The organism is Candidatus Dormiibacterota bacterium, assembly GCA_036495095.1.
Classification (GTDB): Bacteria; Chloroflexota; Dormibacteria; order Aeolococcales; family Aeolococcaceae; genus CF-96.
The window spans coordinates 81,681-103,148 of sequence record DASXNK010000196.1 but is presented as its reverse complement, the minus strand read 5'-3'; the positions used below and the strand labels follow the sequence as shown (position 1 = coordinate 103,148).

24 protein-coding genes are annotated in these 21,468 nt (G+C 74.5%); 15 read left to right on the top strand and 9 right to left on the bottom strand.

Features of this window, described 5'->3' with window-relative positions; genetic code table 11:
* The 5 genes from VGL20_20200 to VGL20_20180 form a co-directional block, all read left to right on the top strand.
* On the top strand, positions 1 to 245 hold a 245-nt coding region (locus tag VGL20_20200), incomplete at its 5' end, for a hypothetical protein (GenBank protein HEY2706012.1).
* Between the two features lie 94 nt (positions 246 to 339).
* Positions 340 to 1,536 carry a S53 family peptidase gene (locus VGL20_20195; protein HEY2706011.1) on the top strand — a complete coding sequence of 399 codons (1,197 nt, stop codon included), beginning with the start codon at positions 340 to 342 and terminating at the stop codon, positions 1,534 to 1,536.
* A gap of 87 nt (positions 1,537 to 1,623) precedes the next feature.
* The gene (locus VGL20_20190) at positions 1,624 to 2,655 is read left to right on the top strand and encodes an ATP-binding cassette domain-containing protein (GenBank protein HEY2706010.1); all 1,032 of its coding nucleotides are present in this window, start codon (positions 1,624 to 1,626) and stop codon (positions 2,653 to 2,655) included.
* Complete coding sequence (locus tag VGL20_20185; GenBank protein HEY2706009.1) at positions 2,652 to 3,536, top strand: ABC transporter permease; 885 nt, start codon at positions 2,652 to 2,654, stop codon at positions 3,534 to 3,536. Before VGL20_20190 ends, VGL20_20185 begins: the two co-directional genes overlap by 4 nt.
* 106 nt (positions 3,537 to 3,642) lie before the next feature.
* Entirely contained in the window at positions 3,643 to 4,107 is a 465-nt protein-coding gene (locus VGL20_20180; GenBank protein HEY2706008.1) for an SRPBCC family protein, read from the top strand.
* 34 nt (positions 4,108 to 4,141) lie between these two features.
* On the opposite strand, the gene VGL20_20175 is transcribed toward VGL20_20180, so the two are convergent.
* Together VGL20_20175 and VGL20_20170 are read right to left on the bottom strand one after the other, a co-directional pair.
* Entirely contained in the window at positions 4,142 to 4,471 is a 330-nt protein-coding gene (locus tag VGL20_20175; GenBank protein HEY2706007.1) for a rhodanese-like domain-containing protein, read from the bottom strand.
* Between the two features lie 116 nt (positions 4,472 to 4,587).
* Positions 4,588 to 4,824, bottom strand: a complete 237-nt coding sequence (locus VGL20_20170; GenBank protein ID HEY2706006.1) for a hypothetical protein — start codon at positions 4,822 to 4,824, stop codon at positions 4,588 to 4,590.
* 168 nt (positions 4,825 to 4,992) lie between these two features.
* On the opposite strand from VGL20_20170, the gene VGL20_20165 reads away from it, so the two are divergent.
* The 10 genes from VGL20_20165 to VGL20_20120 all read left to right on the top strand — a co-directional run bounded on the left by VGL20_20165 (position 4,993) and on the right by VGL20_20120 (position 14,014).
* Entirely contained in the window at positions 4,993 to 6,969 is a 1,977-nt protein-coding gene (locus tag VGL20_20165) for a kelch repeat-containing protein (GenBank protein ID HEY2706005.1), read from the top strand.
* A 299-nt stretch (positions 6,970 to 7,268) separates the two neighbouring features.
* Positions 7,269 to 7,892 carry an FHA domain-containing protein gene (locus VGL20_20160; protein ID HEY2706004.1) on the top strand — a complete coding sequence of 208 codons (624 nt, stop codon included), beginning with the start codon at positions 7,269 to 7,271 and terminating at the stop codon, positions 7,890 to 7,892.
* A gap of 52 nt (positions 7,893 to 7,944) precedes the next feature.
* Positions 7,945 to 8,205, top strand: coding sequence for a hypothetical protein (locus VGL20_20155; protein ID HEY2706003.1), 261 nt, complete (start codon positions 7,945 to 7,947; stop codon positions 8,203 to 8,205).
* 257 nt (positions 8,206 to 8,462) lie between these two features.
* Positions 8,463 to 8,765, top strand: a complete 303-nt coding sequence (locus VGL20_20150; GenBank protein HEY2706002.1) for an urease subunit gamma — start codon at positions 8,463 to 8,465, stop codon at positions 8,763 to 8,765.
* Positions 8,762 to 9,130 (top strand): urease subunit beta, encoded by a 369-nt coding sequence (locus tag VGL20_20145; protein HEY2706001.1) that lies wholly within the window; start codon positions 8,762 to 8,764, stop codon positions 9,128 to 9,130. Before VGL20_20150 ends, VGL20_20145 begins: the two co-directional genes overlap by 4 nt.
* A gap of 79 nt (positions 9,131 to 9,209) precedes the next feature.
* Positions 9,210 to 10,904, top strand: coding sequence for an urease subunit alpha (ureC, locus tag VGL20_20140; protein HEY2706000.1), 1,695 nt, complete (start codon positions 9,210 to 9,212; stop codon positions 10,902 to 10,904).
* Positions 10,904 to 11,518 (top strand): urease accessory UreF family protein, encoded by a 615-nt coding sequence (locus VGL20_20135; protein ID HEY2705999.1) that lies wholly within the window; start codon positions 10,904 to 10,906, stop codon positions 11,516 to 11,518. Before ureC ends, VGL20_20135 begins: the two co-directional genes overlap by 1 nt.
* Positions 11,515 to 12,132, top strand: a complete 618-nt coding sequence (gene ureG, locus VGL20_20130) for an urease accessory protein UreG (protein ID HEY2705998.1) — start codon at positions 11,515 to 11,517, stop codon at positions 12,130 to 12,132. The genes VGL20_20135 and ureG overlap by 4 nt, the downstream gene beginning before the upstream one ends.
* On the top strand, positions 12,129 to 12,860 hold the full coding sequence (locus VGL20_20125; GenBank protein HEY2705997.1) for an urease accessory protein UreD: 732 nt from the start codon (positions 12,129 to 12,131) through the stop codon (positions 12,858 to 12,860). The genes ureG and VGL20_20125 overlap by 4 nt, the downstream gene beginning before the upstream one ends.
* Positions 12,857 to 14,014: an agmatinase family protein gene (locus VGL20_20120; protein HEY2705996.1), complete on the top strand. Its 1,158-nt coding sequence runs from the start codon at positions 12,857 to 12,859 to the stop codon at positions 14,012 to 14,014. Before VGL20_20125 ends, VGL20_20120 begins: the two co-directional genes overlap by 4 nt.
* Here VGL20_20120 and VGL20_20115 read toward each other — a convergent pair.
* From VGL20_20115 to VGL20_20085, 7 genes are all read right to left on the bottom strand, one after another.
* On the bottom strand, positions 14,011 to 14,772 hold the full coding sequence (locus VGL20_20115) for an N-acyl homoserine lactonase family protein (protein ID HEY2705995.1): 762 nt from the start codon (positions 14,770 to 14,772) through the stop codon (positions 14,011 to 14,013). The two genes, VGL20_20120 and VGL20_20115, sit on opposite strands and share 4 nt — an antisense overlap.
* Positions 14,769 to 15,767, bottom strand: a complete 999-nt coding sequence (locus VGL20_20110) for an ABC transporter permease (GenBank protein ID HEY2705994.1) — start codon at positions 15,765 to 15,767, stop codon at positions 14,769 to 14,771. Before VGL20_20110 ends, VGL20_20115 begins: the two co-directional genes overlap by 4 nt.
* A complete protein-coding gene (locus VGL20_20105; protein ID HEY2705993.1) occupies positions 15,764 to 17,317 on the bottom strand; it encodes an ABC transporter substrate-binding protein in 1,554 nt (517 codons plus the stop codon). The genes VGL20_20110 and VGL20_20105 overlap by 4 nt, the downstream gene beginning before the upstream one ends.
* Positions 17,318 to 17,339: 22 nt before the next feature.
* Positions 17,340 to 18,224 carry an ABC transporter permease gene (locus tag VGL20_20100; protein ID HEY2705992.1) on the bottom strand — a complete coding sequence of 295 codons (885 nt, stop codon included), beginning with the start codon at positions 18,222 to 18,224 and terminating at the stop codon, positions 17,340 to 17,342.
* Positions 18,215 to 20,005 carry an ABC transporter ATP-binding protein gene (locus VGL20_20095; GenBank protein HEY2705991.1) on the bottom strand — a complete coding sequence of 597 codons (1,791 nt, stop codon included), beginning with the start codon at positions 20,003 to 20,005 and terminating at the stop codon, positions 18,215 to 18,217. Before VGL20_20095 ends, VGL20_20100 begins: the two co-directional genes overlap by 10 nt.
* A complete protein-coding gene (locus VGL20_20090; protein ID HEY2705990.1) occupies positions 20,002 to 20,640 on the bottom strand; it encodes a cysteine hydrolase in 639 nt (212 codons plus the stop codon). The genes VGL20_20095 and VGL20_20090 overlap by 4 nt, the downstream gene beginning before the upstream one ends.
* 249 nt (positions 20,641 to 20,889) lie before the next feature.
* A complete protein-coding gene (locus VGL20_20085; protein HEY2705989.1) occupies positions 20,890 to 21,444 on the bottom strand; it encodes a hypothetical protein in 555 nt (184 codons plus the stop codon).
* Between the last annotated feature and the right edge of the window lie 24 nt (positions 21,445 to 21,468).

The following is a 21,468-nucleotide window of genomic DNA, read 5'->3' as shown; positions in this document are numbered from 1 at the left end:
ACCTCGGCGGCGGCACCGACGACTCCGAGTTCCTCCCCGACACCGAGCAGTTCGTCAGCACCGTGCAGTCGCTGGGCTGGGCCCCGCTGAAGACCGAGGTGGTGCCCGGCCCGCACGGCTGGGAGGCGTGGCAGGTGGAGGCGCAGGACAGCCTCGAATGGCTCGGCCAGCTCTGGGGTGTGAACCTCCTGAACATCCCCGAGGTGCCGGCGCTGCTCATTCCCCGCGACGGCTGCGCATCCTGACGCCTCTGTACACCGGGGCTTGACGCCGGGCGCGAGCCCGGTATCCTGCAGTGCGACACAGCACCGTCGTCAGGAAGGGATCGGAGGGTTGCCGGTGACCGGGCGGAGGCTGCGCCGGACGGGCTGTGCGGTCCTGGTCGCGGGGGTTCTGGTCACCCTCGGCAGCACCGGCGGATCACGTCCGCAGACCGCCACGACCGTCGCCGCGATCAGCTCCTCACCGGCGTGTCACCCCGCCGCTCCCGACCAGGCGCGCTGCTTCGCGCGGGTGGTGACGTCATCGCCGCGCGGTCGCGGCGGTACCGCGTCGTCGCACGCGCGCGGCCTCGGACCGGCCGACCTCCGCTCCGCGTACAACCTCCCCGCCACCGGCGGTCAGGGACGCACCGTCGCGGTCGTCGACGCGTACGACGATCCCAATGCCGAGGCCGACCTCGCCGTCTACCGCACCACCTACGGGCTGCCCGCGTGCACCACCGCGAACGGCTGCTTCCGGAAGGTCGACGCCACCGGCACCGGGCGGCTGCCCGCGGCCGACGCCGACTGGGCGAAGGAGATCTCGCTCGACCTCGACATGGTGTCGGCGGGGTGCCCGCTCTGCAAGATCCTCCTCGTCGAGTCCGGCGGACAGGACATCCCCTCGCTGGGCGCGGCGGAGAACGTCGCCGCGGCGACGCCCGGCGTGGTCGCGATCACCAACAGCTGGGGCGTGGTCGAGAGTGACAAGGAGACCGGCTGGGACCACTTCTTCAACCATCCCGGCATCGCCGTGGTGGTCGCGTCCGGCGACCTCGGCTACCAGCCCGTGTATCCGGCGGCGTCGCCGTTCGTCACCGCAGTGGGCGGCACCACGCTGACCCGAAGCTCGAACGCGCGCGGCTGGGACGAGACCGCGTGGAGCGGCTCGGGCAGCGGCTGCAGCACCATCGAGCCGAAGCCGTCGTGGCAGCACGACCCCGGCTGTGCGCACCGCGCCATCGCCGACGTCTCCGCGGTCGCCGACCCCGCCAGCGGGGTGGCGATGTACGACAGCTACGGGGCGTCGGGATGGATCAAGGCGGGTGGCACCAGCATCGGCTCGCCGCTGATCGCCGGCATCTACGCGCTCGCCGGCAATGCCGGGTCGGTGGTCGCCGGCTCGTACCCGTACGCGCACAGCACCGCCCTCAACCCGGTGGTGCAGGGCAGCAACGACTTCTTCTGCGACAGCTACCTGTGCCAGGCGGGGCCGGCCCCCGGATACAACGGACCCACCGGGCTGGGCACCCCCAACGGCACCGGAGCCTTCTGACCGGTCCGTCGACGGCGGTCGCAACGGGATCGTGACGAGGTCGCCCGGCGGGGGGTTGAAACCCGCGTGCGGGGTGATACTGCGCCCATGCAGGTGCTCACGCGCGACCCCGTCGAGGAGCGTCACGCCGCCGCGGGCGATCCGATCATCCAGGTCCGCGGACTGGCCAAGCGCTACGGCGCCATCGAGGCGGTTCGGGGCATCGACCTCGAGGTGCGGCGTGGCGAGATCTTCGGGTTCCTCGGACCCAACGGCGCCGGGAAGTCGACCACCATCTCCATCCTCTGCACCCTGCTGAAGGCGAGCGCGGGCACCGCCACCGTCGCCGGCCACGACGTCGCCCGCGACCCGCACGCGGTGCGCCAGAGCATCGGCCTCATCTTCCAGGACCCGTCTCTCGACGACCAGCTCACCGCGCGCGAGAACCTGCAGTTCCACGCGCTGGTCTACGGTGTGCCGCGCGCCGAGCGGCGCCGGCGCATCGACGACTCGCTGCGCACCGTCGAGCTGTCCGAGCGCGCGGAGTCGCCGGTGCGCACCTTCTCCGGCGGGATGCGGCGCCGGCTCGAGATCGCCCGCGGCATCCTCCACACCCCCGAGGTGCTCTTTCTCGACGAGCCCACCCAGGGCCTCGATCCGCAGACCCGCGCCAACATCTGGGAGCACCTGCAGCGGCTGCGCCGCGACCGCGACCTCACCATGTTCATGACCACGCACTACATGGACGAGGCGGAGTGGTGCGACCGGATCGCGATCATCGACCACGGCAGCATCGTCGCCCTGGGCACTCCCGAGGAGCTGAAGGCCCGGGTCGGCGGTGACGTGGTGACGCTGAGCACCGACGACGACGCCCGCGCCGCCGTCGAGATCGCCGAGCGGCTGGACGTGACCCCGACCCTGGACGGCAGCGGGCTGCACATCGAGGTCAGCGACGGCGCCGGCTTCGTGCCCCGGCTGATCGGCGCGCTCGGGGTGCCGGTGCGCTCGGTGACGGTGCGCCGTCCCAGCCTCGACGACGTCTTCCTCAAGCTCACCGGGCGGGCGATCCGCGACGTCTCGGCCGACGCCCAGAGCCAGCTGCGCCGGATGGGGCAGATGTGGGGAGGACGCCGGCGATGAGCGTGCTCCAGGGCGCGCGGGTCACCCGCGGCAGCGGCGTGTGGGCGGGAACGGCACGGGCGATCTACGTGATCTGGTACCGCGACCTGGTGCGCTACACCCGCGACCGGGTGCGCCTGGTGATCTCGCTGGCCCAGCCGCTGCTCTATCTGCTGGTGTTCGGCGTGGGTCTCTCCTCGTCGCTCGGCGGCGGGGGCCGGGGCATGCTCGGCGCCGCCGCCGCCCCCGGCGCGGTCGGCTACGTGCGCTTCATGTTCCCCGGGGTGGTGGGCATGGCGATCCTCTTCACCGCGATCTTCAGCGCCATGTCGATCGTCTGGGACCGCGAGTTCGGCTTCCTCCGCGAGATCCTCGTGGCGCCGATCAACCGCTCCGCGGTGGCCATCGGCAAGGCGCTCGGCGGCGCCACCCAGTCGATGATCCAGGGGATGGTGATGCTCGCCTTCGCCCCCGTCGCCGGGGTGCACCTCAGCCTGGTCAGCGTCCTCGAGGCGATCCCGCTGCTCTTCATCCTCGCGTTCTCGCTGAGCGCGCTCGGGGTGGCGCTGGCGGCGCGGATGCGCTCGATGCAGGGCTTCCAGATGGTGATGAACCTGCTGCTGATGCCGATGTTCTTCCTCAGCGGCGCGCTGTTCCCGCTCAACGGGCTGCCCGGCTGGATGACCGTTCTCACCCGCCTCGACCCGGTCGCCTACGGGATCGCCCCGGTGCGCCACGTGCTGCTCGCCGGCGCCGGCGTGCCCCAGGGGATGCTCGACCAGGTCGCCGCCGTGAGCATCGCCGGCCACACCGTCCCGGTGCTCGCCGAGGCCGCCCTCCTGCTCGGCTTCGGCGCGGTCATGCTCGGCCTCGGGGTGTACGGCTTCCGCCGTCGCGACTGATCGGGACGGGCCCGCCGCGGGGGCGCCATAGGGTGCAGCGTCGATATCATGTTTATTGATCGTCGACCACTAGCAACGCACGTTCCCCAGGAGGCACCCGAGAACCATGGCCAGCATGTGCAAGTCGATCGACGTCAGCGTCCCGGTCAGCACCGCCTACAACCAGTGGACCCAGTTCGAGAGCTTCCCCCAGTTCATGGAGGGGGTCGAGAGCGTCGTCCAGAAGGGCGACACCACCCTCCACTGGAAGGCGAGGATCGGCGGCAGGGAGACGGAGTGGGACGCCCGGATCACCGAGCAGATCCCCGACGTCCGCATCGCCTGGCGGAGCACCTCCGGCCAGCCCAACAGCGGCGCCGTCGACTTCCACCGCATCGACGACGGCACCACCCGGGTGGTGCTGCTGATGGAGACCGAGCCCCAGGGGGTGGTGGAGACCGTGGGTGACGCCCTCGGCGTGCTCGGCCGCCGCATCGAGAAGGACCTGGAGCGGTTCAAGGAGTTCATCGAGAAGCGCGGCTCGGAGACCGGCGCCTGGCGCGGCGAGGTTCCCGCCGCCCACAACCGCTAGTCCACGAGGGTCAGGCGGCCCCGGCCGGAGGACGCTAGATCACCCGGCCGGGGCCGCCCGCGGCGCTCTCGAAGGGCAGGCCGGCATGCGCCCAGGCCTCCATGCCCCCCTCGACGTTGCTGACCCGCAGTCCCAGCCGGGCGAGATAGGCGGTGGCCTGGAGGCTGCGCCCGCCGACCCGGCAGACGGCCAGCCACTCGGCCTCGCGGTCGAGCTCGGCGGCGCGTGCCGGGATCTGCATCAGCGGCACGTGGACGGCTCCGGCGATGTGTCCGGCCGCGTACTCGTCGTCCTCGCGGACGTCGAGGATGCGATGACCCTCGGCGCGAAGGCGGTCGGCGGTGGTCACGGAGACCTCGGACATGCCCGGCACGCCGGAGATCGTACCGGGCGCGAGGGGTCGGACGACCGTGCCGTGCCGTTTGCCCCCGCCGGAGACCGCGAGACAGGCTCTCGCGGTCCCAGCGAGGAGGAAATAGGCTAGGTCGCCGTCGAGGAGGCGGCGTGGACCCGCAGGACCCGCTCGTCGCGGGCACGCGCCACCAGGAGGCTCTCCACCTCCAGGGGCGACTCGAGGATCTCGCCACAGCGCAGGCAATGACCGACGAGGTCTCCCGCCACCTCGCTGATGCCACGCCGGCGGCACTCACACCGCGGGCAGGCGACGAGGCGGCGATGGCCGTCGGGGTCGGGGAGGAAGGCGGCAAGCTGTGCCATGGGATGACAGTAGGCGAGCCGGGGTTTTGCAATCGACGGCGGGCCGCACAGAAGTGCGGGCGGCGGGCTTGTGCGACCCGTCCGCGGGTCGCCGGCTCCGGCCCCATTCCCGCGGTGCGCCATCGTCAGGTTGATAACCGGCGCCGGAGTCTGCACGATGGTTCAACAGTGAAGAGCGCGGGAGAGCGTGGTGAGCAGCAGGGGTCGACCCCGGCCGGGGTCGACCTCGGCGTCCCCGGGTGCGAGCACGCCGTCGAGATCGGGCGCGGCGGCTTCGGCGCCGTCTACCGCGCCTGGCAGCCCGAGTTCGGCCGGACCGTCGCCGTCAAGGTGCTCGGCCAGGCCGGGCTGGAGGCCGAGACTCGGCGGCGGCTGGGGCGCGAGCTCCGCGCCATGGGCGCGCTCTCCGGGCATCCGCACATCGTCACCGTCCACTCCGCCGGCTTCACCGACGCGGGGAACCCGTACCTGGTGATGGGCTTCGAGCCGGGGGGCACCCTGGCCGACCGGCTCCGCGCCAGCGGACCGGTGCCCTGGCAGGAGGCGGTGCTCGCCGGCATCCGCATCTCGGGCGCCCTCGAGACCGCCCACCGCGCCGGGCTGCTCCACCGCGACGTGAAGCCCGAGAACGTGCTCCTCTCCGCCTTCGGCGAGCCCAAGCTGGCCGACTTCGGTGTCGCCCAGCTGCAGGGGGCCGTGGCCACCCGCGGCGAGGCGGTGGTGGCGAGCATCCCCCACGCCGCGCCGGAGCTGCTCGCCGGCGGCCGGCCCTCGGTGGTCAGCGACGTCTATGCCCTCGCCTCCACGGTCCACACCCTGATCCGGGGCCGTCCGGCGTTCGCCGGTGACGGCGACCCCGGTCCCGACAGCCTGGCGATGATCGCCCGGATCGGCAGCCGCCCGGTCCCCGACCTGCGCGCCCAGGGGGTCCCCGGTCCGGTCTGCTCGGTGCTCGAGCGGGCGATGGCGAAGAGCCCGGGGGAGCGGCCGCCCTCCGCCCTCGACCTGGGGATGGAGCTCCGCGGCGCCGCCCGTGCGGGCGGCGCCACCCTCCCCGAGCCGCTGGTGCTGGGCATCGAGACCGGCGACACCGTCGAGCTGGTCGGCACCCCGCCGCAGCGGGCCGGGCGCGGGGCCACCGCGGTGGTGACCGGGGGCACCCGGGAGCTGCCCGGCCCGGGCCGGCGGCCGCGCCGCCGCACCCTGGTGCTGGGCGCGTCCGCCGGAGGCGTCGCCGTGCTCGCCGCGGCCGCGCTCGCCGGGACCGCCGCCCTGCGCGGCCACCCCACCGCCGCCTGGACGGCGCGGGCGCCGATGCCCACGGCGCGCTCCTGGCTCGGGGTCACCGCCGCCTCGGACGGCCGCATCTACGCGATCGGCGGGCTCAACGGCCGGCCCCTCGACACCGTCGAGGCCTACGACCCTCACACCGACCGCTGGTCGACGGTGCCGCCGCTGGCGACGGCCCGCTGGGGGGTGGCCACCGCGACCACCCCGGACGGCCGCATCTTCGCGATCGGCGGCATGTCCGACCGTCCCCTCGACAGCGTCGAGGTGTACACCCCGGGGGGCGCCTGGGCCCCGGCCGCGCACCTCGCCACCCCCCGCTGGGGGGCGGCGGCGGTGACCGGCCGCGACGGCCGCATCTACGTGCTCGGCGGCTTCGCGGGCCGCGACGACCGCCACGCCCTCGCCGGCGTCGAGGTGTACAGCCCCGACACCGGCACCTGGAGCGTGGTCGCCCCGATGCACCGGGCCCGGGGGGCGCTCGCCGCGGTCGGCGCCCCCGACGGCCGCATCTACGCGCTCGGCGGGGCCGACGGGCCCGACTACGCCGACGTGGAGGTGTACAGCCCACCGGACGACACCTGGGTCACGGCCACGCCGCTGCCCTCACCGCGCAGCGGGCTGGCGGCGGGCATCGGCCCCGACGGCAGCGTCGAGGTCATCGGCGGCTACACCACCCACGCGGTCGCGAGCGTCGAGGTCTACTCGCCGGGGACCCGCCGCTGGACCGAGGGCGTCCCCCTGCCCGTGCCCCTCTACACGGCGGTGGCCAGCACCCCCGACGGGCACGTCTACGCGATCGGTGGCGGCACCGACACCGGCGGCGTCCAGAGCGTCTACATGCTCACCGGAGGGTGACATCCACCTCCCCCCCGGCGGTCGGAATCGTCCCGGCCGCGGGGCTTCTCCCCGCCCCTCCGGCCCCCCGACAATGCTGGAGAGACATGCGACCCGCCAGGAGGGGTGCAGATGGGCGTTCCCGGGATCCGGGGAGGCCGGCGTCGCCCATGGGAGCTGCGCCGGCCGTGACGTCCCGAGAGGGAGGGGCCACGTCCCGAGAGGGGGTGCCCGGCACGCTGCGCCTCGTCGACCCCGGCGTCGACGGACCGACTATCCTGCCGCTCAGGGGCTCGTCGAGCGGGAGGCGATCGCCGCGGATGCATGAGTACCTCGAGGTGTCGGTCTCGACCGGGGTCGAGCTCCGCCCCCTCGACGGCGACAGGGTGACCATCGGACGGCACGCGGGCAACGACATCGTGCTCGCCGCCGACGACAGCGCCTCGCGGCTCCACGCCGTGCTCGAGCGCCTCGGCCCCGGCTGGTGGCTGCGCGACCTGGGCAGCCGCAACGGCACCTACGTCAACGGCGGGCGCGTCGCCGAGGGGCGGGCGCTGCAGCACGGCGACGAGCTGCGCATCGGCACCACCCGGCTGGTCTACCGGATCAGCCGCCCCACCGAGGAGGACCAGGCGGTGACCCTCGCCCGCGAGCCGGCGCCGCCGCTCACCCCCCGGGAGCGCGAGGTGCTGGTCGCCCTCTGCCGGCCGGTGTTCAGCGGCGACGTCCTCGGCGTCCCGGCGTCGACCCGGAGCATCGCGGCCGAGCTGGTGGTCACCGAGGACGCGGTCAAGCAGCACCTGCTGCGGCTCTACGACAAGTTCGCGCTGCCGCCCACCTCGTCCGGCAACCGCCGGGTCGAGCTGGCGCGGGAGGCGGTGCTGCGGGGCGCGGTCAGCCGTGGCGACATCGAGACCGGGGGCGGCCGGAGCGCCTCACGGTGACCCGGCGCACGCGCCGGCGGTCGCGTGCAGGACGGTGAGAGGAGGGAAGGGAATGAGCAGGGACAGGAGCGGCCACCAGGCCGCACACCGGCTGGGAGCGGTCGTGCTCGCGGTGGCGGCGTCCGCCGGCGCCGCGGTGGCGCTGCTGGCACCCGGGGGCGGCTCGGCGATCACGGCGCCGGCGGGCGTGCGGCTCGCGGGCGCGGCGGTCCCGGCGATCCCGCCGACGCCACGGCCCACCCCCGGGCCGGTGTCGACCACGTCGCCCACCTCGGCCCCGAACCCCGCCGACCCGCCGCCGGCGATCCCGTAGGCCCCGGCACGGGCGGCTTGGTACATCTGCACGAAGGGTGGGGGCGGGGTTCTGTGCGCCCTGCGGGTGAGCCCCGCCCGGGGCTGCCGCGTATGCTGCGTTGGTCCACCCACGCGGGTAGGCGAAAGGCACCCTAGGGTTCCGCCGGCCGCCGCCGGGTCAGCGACCGAGAGGGTGCGGCGGCCAGGCGTCGAGCGGCCGTGGCACGGAGGGACAAAAGCCCGGGAGGCCGCCCTCGCACGCCAGGAGCCGCCGCGATGCATCTGAGCCCTTCCGAACGGGAGAAGCTGCTCCTCGTGGTCGCCGGTGACCTGGCGACCCGCCGCCGCCAGCGGGGGCTCAAGCTCAACTACCCGGAAGCGGTCGCCTACATCGCCTGCGCGGTGATGGAGGGCGCACGCGACGGCCGCAGCGTCGCCGAGCTCATGGAGTCGGCGTCGACGCTGCTGGGACGGGACGACGTCCTCCCCGGAGTTGCGGAGATGATCGACTCCGTGCAGGTCGAGGCCACCTTCGAGGACGGGACCAAGCTGGTCACCGTCCACGACCCGATCTCATGATCCCCGGCGAGATGCTCGCCGGCGACCATGCCGGCTCCGATCCCGCCGCCGGCGCGGCGCGCCTGACCGTCACCAACAGCGGCGACCGCCCGGTGCAGGTGGGCTCGCACTACCACCTCTTCGAGGCCAACACCGCGCTGCTCTTCGACCGCGCCGCCGCCTACGGCTGCCGCCTCGCCATCCCCGCCGGGTCGGCGGTGCGCTTCGAGCCCGGCGAGCGCCGCGAGGTGGCGGTGGTGCCGCTCGGCGGTGAGCGGGTGGTGCACGGCTTCCTCGGCCTCGTCGAGGGTCGCCTCGACGCCCCGGGCGCCCGTGAGCGCGCCCTCGAACGGCTCGCCGGCCGCGGCATGGAGGAACGGGCATGAGCTCGCGCATCAGTGGGGGCGGGGTGAGCGAAGGCGGCTCTGCCGCCGCGGCGAGGGGGGGGACACCCCCGCTGATGAGATGAGCGGCGCCGACGACCGCCTCCACCGCTACGGCCCCACCACCGGCGACCGGGTGCGGCTCGCCGACACCGGGCTACGGGTGCGGGTGGAGCGCTCGCTGGTCGGCGAGGGCGACGAGCTGCGCTTCGGCGGCGGCAAGGTGCTGCGCGATGGCATGGGACAGTCGTCGCGCGACGGCGGCCTCGACCTGGTGATCGCCGGCGGGCTGCTCCTCGACCCGGTGGAGGGGGCGGTGGTCTGCGACATCGGCGTCGTCGGCGGGCGCATCGTCGGCATCGGCCGCGCCGGCAACCCCGACATCATGGACGGCGTCGATCCCGCGCTCGTGGTCACCGCGCGCACCGAGGTGATCTCCGCCCAGGGCTGCATCGTCACCCCCGGCGGCATCGACTCCCACGTGCACTGGATCTGCCCGGACCTCGCCGCCGAGGCGCTGGCCTCGGGGATCACCACCTGCATCGGCGGCGGCACCGGTCCCGCCGAGGGCACCCGGGCCACCACCTGCACCCCGGGGCCTTGGAACATCGCCAACATGCTCCGTGCGGCCGAGCGGCTGCCGGTGAACATCGGGCTCACCGGCAAGGGCAACTGCGCCCGCGAGCAGCCCCTGCTCGACCAGGTCGCCGCCGGCGCCTGCGGGCTCAAGCTCCACGAGGACTGGGGCTCGACCCCGGCGGCGATCGACGCCGCGCTGCGGGTCGCCGCCGCCACCGACGTCCAGGTCGCCATCCACACCGACACCCTCAACGAGAGCGGCTTCGTCGAGGAGACCATCGCTGCGATCGCCGGGCGGGCCATCCACGCGTACCACGTCGAGGGCGCCGGCGGCGGCCACGCCCCGGACATCATCCGCATGGCCGGGCTGGCCAACGTGCTGCCGAGCTCGACCAATCCCACCCGTCCGTACGGGGTCAACACCCTGGTCGAGCACCTCGACATGCTGGTGGTCTGCCACCACCTCGACCCCAGGCTCGCCGAGGACCTCGCCTTCGCCGAGTCGCGCATCCGGGGCGAGACCATCGCCGCCGAGGACGTGCTCCACGACCTCGGCGCGATCAGCATGGTGTCGAGCGACTCCCAGGCGATGGGACGCATCGGCGAGACCTGGCGCCGCACCTTCCAGACCGCGCACTCGATGCTGCGCCAGCGGGGCCCGCTCGAGGGTGACGACGGCGACCACGACACCTCCCGGGTGCTGCGCTACCTCGCCAAGGTGACCGTCAACCCCGCCCGGGCGCACGGCATCTCCCACATCGTCGGGAGTGTCGCCCCCGGCCTGCTCGCCGACCTGGTGGTGTGGCGTCCCGCGTTCTTCGGGGTGCGACCCTCGCTGGTGCTCAAGTCGGGATGGATCGCCTGGGCGTCGACCGGCGACCCCAACGCCTCCATCCCCACCCCGCAACCGGTGTGGGGGCGTCCGATGTTCGCCGCGCTCGCCCCCGAGGTCTCGTGCGTCACCTTCGTCTCGGCCGCCGCGGTCGACGGCGGGGTGCCGGAGCGGCTCGGCCTCCGCCGCGCGGTCGAGGCGGTGCGCGGCTGCCGCACCGTGGGCAAGGGGGACATGGTGCGCAACCACGCCCTTCCCGACATCCAGGTCGACCCACGCCGCTACCGGGTCACCGCCGACGGCGAGCTGCTCCGCTCCGAGCCCCAGGCCGAGGTGCCGCTCGGCCGCCTGTACCAGCTCTTCTGATGGGGGACGCGCTGCTCGAGCTGCTGCTGCTCGCCGACAGCGGCCTGCCCACGGGCGCCTTCACCGCCTCGGCGGGATGGGAGACCGCGGTGCGGGAGGGACGCATCGCCGGCCCCGCCGACGCCGCCCGGTGGCTGGAGGGGGCGCTGGAGGACGCGATCGGCCCGCTGGAGCTGCCAACCGTCGCCCGCGCGGCGCGCGCCCCCACCCCGGAGGCGCCCTCCCGCGCCCTCGACGCCCGGATCGCGGTGGCGGCGTGGCGGGAGGCGTCGCTGGGGGTGGGGGCGCGGCTGCTCCGGCTCGGCGGCGAGCGTGAGCGCCCCTGCCACCGCGCCGCCGCCTTCGGCTGGCTCGCCGGCCGGGCCGGCGCCGGCGCCGCCGAGGCGGCCGCCGCCTACGCCCAGGCGGCCCTGCTCGGCCAGGCGCAGGTGGCGGTGCGGCTGGGGGTGAGCTCCGGCGACGACGCCATCGCGATGCTCCGCGGGCTCCGCCCCGGGATCCAGAGCTGGGCGCGGCTGGCCCGCGACGGCCGGCTCCGCCCCGCCTGCGCGGTGCGCTGGGAGATCGACGGCATGCGCCAGCGCCGGCTGCCGTCCAGGCTCTTCGCCTCGTGACCGCCGCCGTGCTGCGGGTGGGCGTCGCCGGGCCGGTCGGCTCCGGGAAGACCGCGCTGGTGCGCCGCCTCTGCGAGCGCCTCCGCGACCAGGTTTCGGTCGGGGTCGTCACCAACGACCTGTTCACCGACGAGGACGCCGAGTTCCTGCGTCGCCACGGCGCGCTGCCGAGCTCGCGCATCGTCGCGGTGCAGACCGGTGCCTGCCCGCACACCGCCGTCCGCGAGGACGTCACCCCCAATCTGCGCGCCATCGCGCAGCTGCGGCGCCGCCACCCCGGGATCCGGCTGGTGCTGGTCGAGTCCGGGGGCGACAACCTCGCCGCCACCTTCTCCCCCGCCCTCGCCGACATGACGATCTTCGTGATCGACGTGGCCGGCGGCGACAAGGTGCCGCGCAAGGGCGGCCCCGGCACCGCCCTCAGCGACCTGCTGGTGATCAACAAGGTCGACCTCGCCCCCCACGTCGGCGCCGACCTCGAGGTGATGCGCCGCGACGCCGTCGCCCTGCGCGGCGAGCGCCCGCTGGTGTTCACCGACCTCCGCGCCGGCACCGGCGTCGACGCGGTGGTCGACCTGGTGCGCGCCCGCCTCGGCGCCGCGGTGGCGCCGTGATCGCGGTCGCGCCGCCGCAGCGGATCGCCGCGTCGCGGATCGCGTTCGCCGCCGCCGCGGGGATGACCTGGCTGGCCCGCGGCGGCGCCGCCGGCCCGGTGCGCGCCGTCCGCGGCCCGCGGGCGGCGAGCTGCGCGGTCACCGTGGTGCAGGCCCGCGGCGGCCTCTGCGACGGCGACCGCTGGCGGATCGAGGTCGACGCCGCGGCCGGGGCGCGAGCCCGGGTGCGCGGCGCCGGTGCGACCGTGGTGCAGCCGGGGACCTCGGCGCTGCGCACCCGGTTGCGTGCCGCCGCCGGGGCGGAGCTGAGCTGGCGGTCCGCCGGGGTGATCCTCGCCGAGGGTGCCCGGGCACGGCTGACGACGGTGGTCGACTGCGATCCCCGCGGCCGGTGCGCGGTCTCGGAGGTGGTGGCGGTGCACGGAGCCCGGGACGCGGTGCTCCGGATGGTGATCCGCCGAGGGGGCGCGGTGCGGTACGAGGAGCGGCTGCGGCTCGACCGCGACCCCCGGGCGCCCTGGCGGCTGGGCGACGCCACCCACCTGGGCACCGCGGTGGCCGCCGGACGCGGCGCCCGCAGCCGGGCACGGCGCTGGGAGGCGGCCCTCGACGGCGCCGGCGCCGCCGAGGCGCTGGGCCCGGACCTGGTCCTGGCCCGCGCCCTCGGCGGCTCGCTCGCCGAGCTGGACGACCTGCTCGGTCCACTCGTGGAGGAGATGGGGACATGATCGGAGAGGGGGGGGCTCCCGTCGACCGCGAGGGCGCCTGGGCGCAGCGTGCGGAGGCCGAGCTGCCCACCCGCAGGCTCGAGGAGGAGCTGGAGCGCTGCCGCGCCCTCGGCCTCGACGCCGCCGAGTCGATCCGCGACCGCACCATCAGCACGTTCGTGCGCGGCGAGCTGCCCCATTTCGCGGGCGAGCGTGGCACCTTCCTCAAGGCGCCGTTCCTCGAGGACGTCCACGACGTCGGCGACGCCGAGGTGGCGGTGCTCGGCGCCCCCCTCGACGCCGGCACCACCTACCGGCCGGGGACGCGCTTCGGGCCCCAGGGTATCCGCCGTGCCACCGGCCTGTTCGGCACCTATTCCTACGAGCTGGGCGTCGACCTCCGCGAGCAGCTGAACCTGGTCGACATCGGCGACATCTTCACCATCCCCGCGAACATCGAGAAGTCGTTCGACCAGATCAGCAGGGGGATGGCGCACGTGGTCGAGTCCGGCGCCTTCCCGGTGGTCCTCGGGGGCGACCACAGCATCGGGTACCCGACGGTGCGCGGGCTCGCCCCGTACGTCGACGGGAACATCGGCATCATCCACTTCGACCGCCACGTCGACACCCAGGAGCACGACCTCGACGAGCGCATGCACACCACGCCGTGGTTCCACGCCACCGACATCCCCAACGCGCCGGCGGTCAACCTCGTCCAGATCGGCATCGGCGGCTGGCAGGCGCCGCGCGCCGGGGTGAGGGTGGGCCGCGAGCGCGGCACCACGGTGATCACCGTCGGCGATGTCGAGCGGGTCGGCATCGAGAAGGTCGCGGAGGTGGCGCTGGAGCTGGCGTGGAAGGGGGCGAAGGCGGTCTACCTGTCCTTCGACATCGACGTGCTCGACGCCGGCTTCGTGCCCGGCACCGGCTGGCCCGAGCCCGGCGGCCTGCTCCCCCGCGAGGCCCTCGGCCTGGTGCGGCTGGTCTCGGCCCCGGGCCTGGCGGGGATGGAGATCGTCGAGTGCTCGCCCCCGTACGACTGGGCCGAGCAGACCTCGATCGTCGCCGCCCGGGTGGTGCTCGACTGCCTCGCCAGCATGGTCCGCTCCGGCAGGCTGGGCCGGAGGCCGGCCCGGCTGGACCGGGTGGCGTGGGGGCCGTATCCCTCCGGTTAGAGGAGCTCGGGGGGCAGCTCGGCCCAGGCGACCGGGTCGTGGCCGGGGATGAGCAGGGCGCCGGTGTCCTCGGCGAGCCGGCGCAGCCGCCGGATCGAGGCGAGGGCCGGCTCCCGGCCGGCGAGGAGGATCCCCGGAGGCAGCTCCTGGTCGAAGTTCTCGCGGAGGTCGCCGGCGTCGCTGGCGATCAGCACCGAGCGCCCCGACGCGAGCCGGACGAGCAGGCTGAGGTGGCCCGGGGAGTGGCCGGGGGTGGCGAGCGCGGTGACCCCGGGCAGCACGTCCTCGTCGCCGTCGACGGTGCGGAAGCGCACCTGGACGTCGGGGCCGGCATAGTCGTCTCGGCGGTAGCAGCCGGGGTTCGGCTCGCCCATCGCGTAGTCGAGCTCGGCGGCGTGCACGATCACGTCGCGCCCGGGCAGGTGCCGCAGCCCGCCGGCGTGGTCGATCATCAGGTGGCTCAGCCCGACCACGTCCACCCCGTCGAGGCCGCACCCCGCCGCCTCGAGGCGGGCGCCGAGGAGGTCGTCCGGACCCATGTCCGGCGGTGGGAAGTCAGCGTCGAACAGGCCCGGGATCTCGAGCGCAGCCTCGTCCGTGCCGGTGTCCCAGAGCAGGGTGCGCCCGTCCTCCAGCTCGACGAGGAAGCCGGGGATGGGGATGCGGTCGCGGAGGCCGGTCGGCGGGCCGCCGAGCGCGACGCAGCGGTCGAGCAGCTGGGTCCCGATCAGCAGCGGCACCACCCGCCGCGCGCTCACGCCGCTCGCAGGCGCGGGTCGGCGGCGGTCTGGCCGAGGTCGACGGCGAGGTTCACGAGCACGTAGACGGTGCCGAGCAGCAGGGTCACCCCGGCGACGCTGGCGAAGTCGGCGGCCTGGATCGACTGCACCGTGTAGAGCCCGATCCCCGGCCAGGCGAAGACGGTCTCCACCACCACCACGCCGGCGAGCAGCAGCCCGGTCTGCAGCCCGATCATCGTCAGCGGCGCGCTCAGCGAGGCGCGCAGCGCGTGGCGCCAGAGGATGCGCCAGGGGTGCAGCCCCTTGGCCCGCGCGGTGCGCACGAAGTCGGCGCCGTAGGTGTCGAGCAGCGACGAGCGCAGCACCCTGCCCACCGCCGCCGCGGGGGCGAGGGCGAGGCACACCGCCGGGAGCACCAGGTGGGCGGCGCCGTCGAGCAGCGCGTCCACCCGGCCGCGGAGCAGGCTGTCGACCAGCAGCAGGCCGGTGGGCCCCGCCGGGGCGTCGTGCAGCGAGGTCCGCCCGGTGGCGGGCAGCCAGCCAAGCCGTTGGTAGAACGCGTAGATCAGCAGCAGGCCGATGAGGAAGGTGGGCGCGGAGGCACCGGCGACGAAGAGGAGGCGAAGCAGCCCCGCGCCCCGCCGCGCGGTGGCCCCGACCACGCCGAGGAGCATGCCGCCGCTGACCGCCAGCGCAGCGGCGACCGCGGCGAGCTCGAGGGTGGCGGGGAGGAAGTCGGCGATGTCGTCGCGCACCGCCCGGCGAGTGTGCAGCGACTCCCCGAGATCACCGTGGATGGCGCCGCCCAGGTAGGTGACGAACTGCACCGTGATCGGCCGGTCGAGCCCGAGGCGGTGGCGCTCGCGCTCGACCGCCTGCTGCGAGGCGTTGGCGCCGAGCCGGACCTTCACCGGGTCGGCGCGCACCGCCATGCGCAGCAGGAAGACGATGGTCACGAGGCTGAGCAGGACGAGCAGGGCGCCGCCCAGCCGTCCCAGCAGCACCCGTCTCACCTGCGGCCCACCGCGCCCATGTCGAGCGTCCAGGCGTAGTTCGGCACGTGCCGCACGCCGGTGAGGTCGGCGCGCATCACCATCCAGTCCTTGATGTTCGCGATCGGCAGCAGCACCCAGTCGGCGAGCATCAGCGTCCCGGCCTGGCCGTACGCGGTCTTCTGCACCGCCGCGTCGGTGGAGCGCAGGCCCTGGTCGAGGGCCGCGTCGATCGCCGGGTTGGAGTAGCCGAAGAAGTTGAGCCCGCCGCCGGTGCCCCAGAGGATGCGTGCCCAGGTGTCGGGGTTGGCGGCGTCGGGGGTGTTGGTGGCGAGGAGCATGTCCGGCGCCTTGGCCAGGTCCTTGACGAAGTCGTAGGTCTGCGCGTTCTGCACCTCGCGCAGGGTGAGGGTGATCCCCGCCCGCGCCGCCTTCTGCTGCATGAGCTCGGCGGCGCGCCGCTGCACGCCGCTCTCGTCGGCGACGTAGGCGAAGTCGAGGGTCAGCGCGCCGCCGGGGATGGCCGCCCTCGCCGCCACCGGGTCGTCGACGTACCTCACCGGCGCCGCCGCCGGGTCGAGGATGTCGGTGGGATAGGCGCCGCCGGCGAGGGTGCCGAGCCGGCCGTACACCTGGCTGACGACGTCGGGGATGCCGAGCGATTTCGCGATCGCCTCGCGCGCGGCCGCGGTGGCCACCGCGGGCTTCGCCGGGTTGAAGTACACCAGCGGCATCAGGTACGCCTTGAAGTCCTTCTCGACCAGCTGCGGGTTCGACTTCGCGGAGTCGAGCTCGGCGACCGGGTAGGCGTGGAGGATGACGTCGAGGTCGCCCTTGTCGAGCTTCTGACGCTGGGTGGAGAAGTCCGCGATGATGTCGATGTCGATCTCGCGGAAGAACGGCCTGGTGCCCCAGTACCTGGCGTTCCGGGTCAGCGTGTAGCGGCGGCCGCGCTGGAACGACGACAGCACGAACGGACCGCTGCCGGCGCCATGGCTCTGCAGCCAGGTCTGGGCGTGGTCGGTGCCGGCGTGGGCGGTGAGCACCGCCGGGTTCACCGCCTTCGGCCCCCAGCTCGAGGCCATGTAATCGAGGAAGGCGCTGACCGGCTTCTTCAGCTTCACGATGAAGGTGGTCGCGTCCGGGGTCTCGTAGTGATCGACGTCGGCGAGCATGTAGGCGGGCGCGGAGCCGACGTCGGTGCGCCGCTGGAACGCCGCCGCCACCGCCCTGCTGTCGCAGGGGGTGCCGTCGTCGAACACCACACCGGGATGCAGGGTGAAGGTGTAGGTGAGGCCGTCGTCGGACCCCGTCCACCTGGTGGCCAGGTCGCCCTGGAACTCCCTGCCGTCCGGCTTGTAGCGGATCAGGTTGTCGTACACCGGGAGAATGGTGGTCAGCCCCTCGATGTCGTAGAAGACGTCGGGGTCGGGCGTGGTCTGGTCGCCGTAGTAGGCGAGGTGGAGGACGTCGCTGGGCGCCGCGGTGGTGCCGCTTCCCGACGCGCTGCTTCCGCAGGACGTGGCCAGCGTGGCCGCCGCCAGGATGCCGAGGGCAGCGCGTCGGTTCATCGGTTTCCTCCTCCCAGACTGGTCAGCCACGACGGGTGTCGAGGCTGCGGATCGCGTCGCCGGTGAGGTTCGCCGCCACCGCAAGGACGAAGACGGCGGCCGCGGGGATGAGCGGGATCCAGGGGTGACCGAAGAAGTAGTCCTGGCCGGTGGCGACCATGGACCCGAGCTCGGGGGCCGGTGGCGGCGCCCCCAGCCCGAGGAACGAGAGGCCGGCGAGCGTCAGCACCAGGTTCTGCACGTCGAGGCTGGCGGTGACCACCACCGGGCGCAGCGTGCCCGGCAGGATGTGGCGCGCCACCAGCCGCCACCGCCCCACCCCGCAGAGCCGCGCCGAGTCGACGAAGGGCCGGTGGACCAGCGACCGCGCCTCGCCACGCACCAGGCGCGCGTACCACGGCCACCAGACCACGGCGACGGCGAGCAGGGTGTGCGACAGGCTGGGGCCGAGGGCGGCGACCACGGCGATCGCCAGCACCGGGCCGGGGAGGGCGAGGAAGATGTCGGTGAAGCGCATCAGGGCGGCGTCGACGAAACCGCCGCGGAGGCCGGCGATCAGCCCCACCGCGCCGCCGAAGACCACCCCGGAGCCGATCACCACGACGCAGCTGCCCAGGCTGGCGCGCAGGCCGTGGAGAACGCGGGTGAGGATGTCGCGGCCGAGGTCGTCGGTGCCGAAGATGTGGTGCGCGGACGGCGCCGCGAACGGGCCGGCCACGGCGGCGGTGGGGTCGGTGCGCAGCAGCACCGGGCCGAGCAGCGCCACCGCCACCAGCAGCACGAACACCGCGGCGCCGGCGAGGTCGAGCCCGGGGACGGCGCGCAGCCGGCCGGCGACGTCGAGCGCGATCCGGCGCCGCGGTGGCGCCGGGGCGGCCGTCTCCTGGAACGGCCCGGCTACCGCCACCGGCCCCGCCCCGGCACCGCGGCGATGAGCTCGCGGGTGTACTCGGTCTCGGGCGCTCCGCAGACCCGCTCGGCGGGGCCGCTCTCGACCACCTCGCCGTGGCGCATCACCAGCATGCGGTCGCCGACGTAGCGGGCCGCGGCGAGGTCGTGGGTGACGAAGACCACCGCCATCCCGAGCTGGTGGCGCAGCCGGTGGATGAGGTTGAGCACGCCGGCGGCGAGCGAGGCGTCGAGCGCGGAGATCGGCTCGTCGCAGAGCAGCAGGCGGCAGTCGCCGGCCACCACCCGGGCGAGGGCGACGCGCTGGCGCTGGCCGCCGGAGAGCTGGGAGGGACGCGCCACGGCGGTCTCCGCGGGCAGTCCCACCGAGGCGAGCGCCTGGCGCACCCGCTCCTCGCGCTCGTCCGCGGGCAGGCGGCGGATGCGGTCGGCGACCTGCTCGCCCACCGTCAGCCACGGGGTCAGGCTGGAGCCCGGGTCCTGGAAGACCATGAGCGGGCTGGTCCCCTCGGCGAGGGTGATCCGGCCCGAGGTGGGCCGCTGCAGGCCGGCGATCACCCGAAGGAGGCTGGTCTTGCCACTGCCGCTCTCGCCGACCACCGCCACCGCCTCGCCGGGGGCGACCTCGAGGCTGACGCCGCGCAGGGCGTCGAGGTGGCCGCGGCGGAGCCGGTGGCGGACGACCACGTCCTCCACCCGCACCCCGCCGGTGGGGGTCGCGGAGGGTTCCGGCCGCGACCGCTGCGCCTCGCCCGCCCGCGCGCTGTCCGCCGCGCCGGGGACGATGCAGGCGGTGAGCCCGTCGTGGGTCGGCGCCGTCGCCGGCGGGGGCGGCTTCCCCTCGGTGCAGGCGCCGGTGGCGGCGGGGCAGCGCGGGCTGAAGGCGCAGCCGGGCAGCGGCGACCGGGGGTCGGGCGGCTCGCCGCCGATGGTGGCGAGGGCGCGGCCGCGACGGCTCGTCAGCCGCAGCCGCGAGGAGAGCAGCGCCACGGTGTAGGGGTGGGCGGGCCGCGCCAGGATCGCGGCACCCCCGCCCGCCTCCATGACGCGGCCCGCGTACATGACGCAGATGCGATCGGCGACGGTGGCGGCGACCCCGAGGTCGTGGGTGACCAGCACCACCGCGCAGCCGATCTCGTCGCACAGCCGGCGGAGCAGCCGGAGCACCTGCGCCTGGACGGTGACGTCGAGCGCGGTGGTGGGCTCGTCGGCGATCAGCAGCCGGGGGTTGCCGGCGATGGCGATGGCGATCATCACCCGCTGGCGCAGCCCGCCGGAGAGCTGGTGCGGGTACTGGGCGAGGCGGTCCTCGGCGCCGGCGATGCCGGCGTGCTCGAGCAGCCGCACCGCGCCGGCGCGCGACCCCGCCACCTCGGCCACCTGGTCGCCGATGCGCATCGTGGGGTTGAGCGAGCTCAGCGGGTCCTGGAAGACGGCGCCGAGGAACTCGCGGCGCACGCGCCGGCGCAGCGGTTCCGGCGCCGTCAGCATGTCGACGTCGCCGACCCGCGCCACGCCGCGCGCGTGCGCCTGGGGAGGAAGCAGACCCAGCAGCGAGAGTCCCAGCACCGTCTTGCCCGAGCCGGACTCGCCGACCAGGGCGACGACCTCTCCCGCGCGCAGCTCCAGGTCGACGCCGCGAACCGCCTGCACCGGCCGGCCGCGGCCGCCGAAGGTCACGTGCAGGTCCTGGACCGCGGCGACGACCCCGCCGCCCGGCAGTGGGCCCGGCTCGTCGATCCCGCCGTCGGTGCAGATCGCCTCGCCGAGAAGGCTCACATCGCGCCCACCACCAGCCGGGGACGCACCGACGGCCGCCGCGGCCCGCCGTACTCGTGCAGCGCGGCGACGACCTCCCGGGTCATGCGCACCGCCCCGGTCTGCAGGTACTCCATCGCGAGCAGCGAGGCCTCGTGCGCGGGCAGCGACGAGCCGCCCACGGCATCGGCGGCGACCCGCACCACGTAGTCGTGCTGGTGTGCGTCGGCGAAGGTGTAGTGCACGCAGACGTCGGTGAGGCTGCCGAGGAGCAGCAGCGTCCGCGCCCTCAGGCCGCGGAGCAGGATGTCGAGGTCGGTGCCGAAGAACGCCGAGTAGCGGCGCTTGGGCACGTGGTACTCGTCGGGCTGCGGCCGCAGCCGCGGATGCAGCGCGGTGCCGGGGTCGTCCTCGAGGCAGTGCGCCCGCTCGCGGCCGTCGAGCTCACGCCCGAAGTCCACCCAGGTGCGTGCGTGGCGCTCCTGTACGAAGATGACCGGGACACCGACCTCACGCGCCGCCTCCACGATCTCGACCGAGCGCTCGAGCCGCTGCTCGAATCCGGGCATGTGCGGGATCGGACCGTCCACGGCGGAGCCGTCCTGCTGCACGTCGATGGACAGGACCACCGGCTGGCCCACCAGGAGATCGGGCACCTCGACGCACCTCGACGGGCACGGAAAAGGACAACCTCCCGGGTTTTTATCCCTCCGTGTCACGGCACGATGCCGCTTGCCCTCTCGGTCGCAGCCCGGCGACGCCGCCGGCGGAACCCTAGGGCCCCCTCTCCGCAGATGGAAAAAGTCAGCTCAAAGGATCTCTCCAATCAGCCCTCCGGGACGTTGGACGCGCCGCGAGAAAGCGAGCCCCCCGCTCTCGTGCGGCACGACCAACCCCGACCTCCGCTAGGCGGCGACGGCGTCCAGGATGCGGTCGACGGAGCCGTTGGTCACCGCGCAGGTCTGGAACTGGGCGACCACGCGGCGGGTCGTGGTGATCAGCGGATGGGCGCCGTTCCCAGGGGTGTCGCGCACCCCCACCACCCGATAGCGGTGGACCGCGCCACGGGCGTCGTACCAGGTGAGGATCGACCCCACGCCCATGTGCATCAGCGGGGTGAAGACCCCCAGGTTGTGGCCGACGAAGTAGGTGCGTCCGCGGATGCACGTGTCGACCGCCGCCATGTCGGTGGGCACCGGGGTGGCGCCGCTGCAGTCGCCGTACACCCCGACCGCGGTGTCGAGGGTGCCGTCGCCGCTGGTCAGCAGGTTGCGCGGCCCCGCCGCCGCCGGCGCCGCGGATCCCCTGCCGCCCGAGCCCGCGTGCGAGCGGTGGTGCGAGGTGCCCGCCACCGCGGACACGCAGGGGGCGAGGGCGGCGGCTGACACCAGGGCGGCGATGGCGCCGGCGAGCACGCCGGGACGCCGGGCACAGATGGTCGTCACGCTGACGAACGTCATATCCTTCCCTTCCTGTCGCCGGTG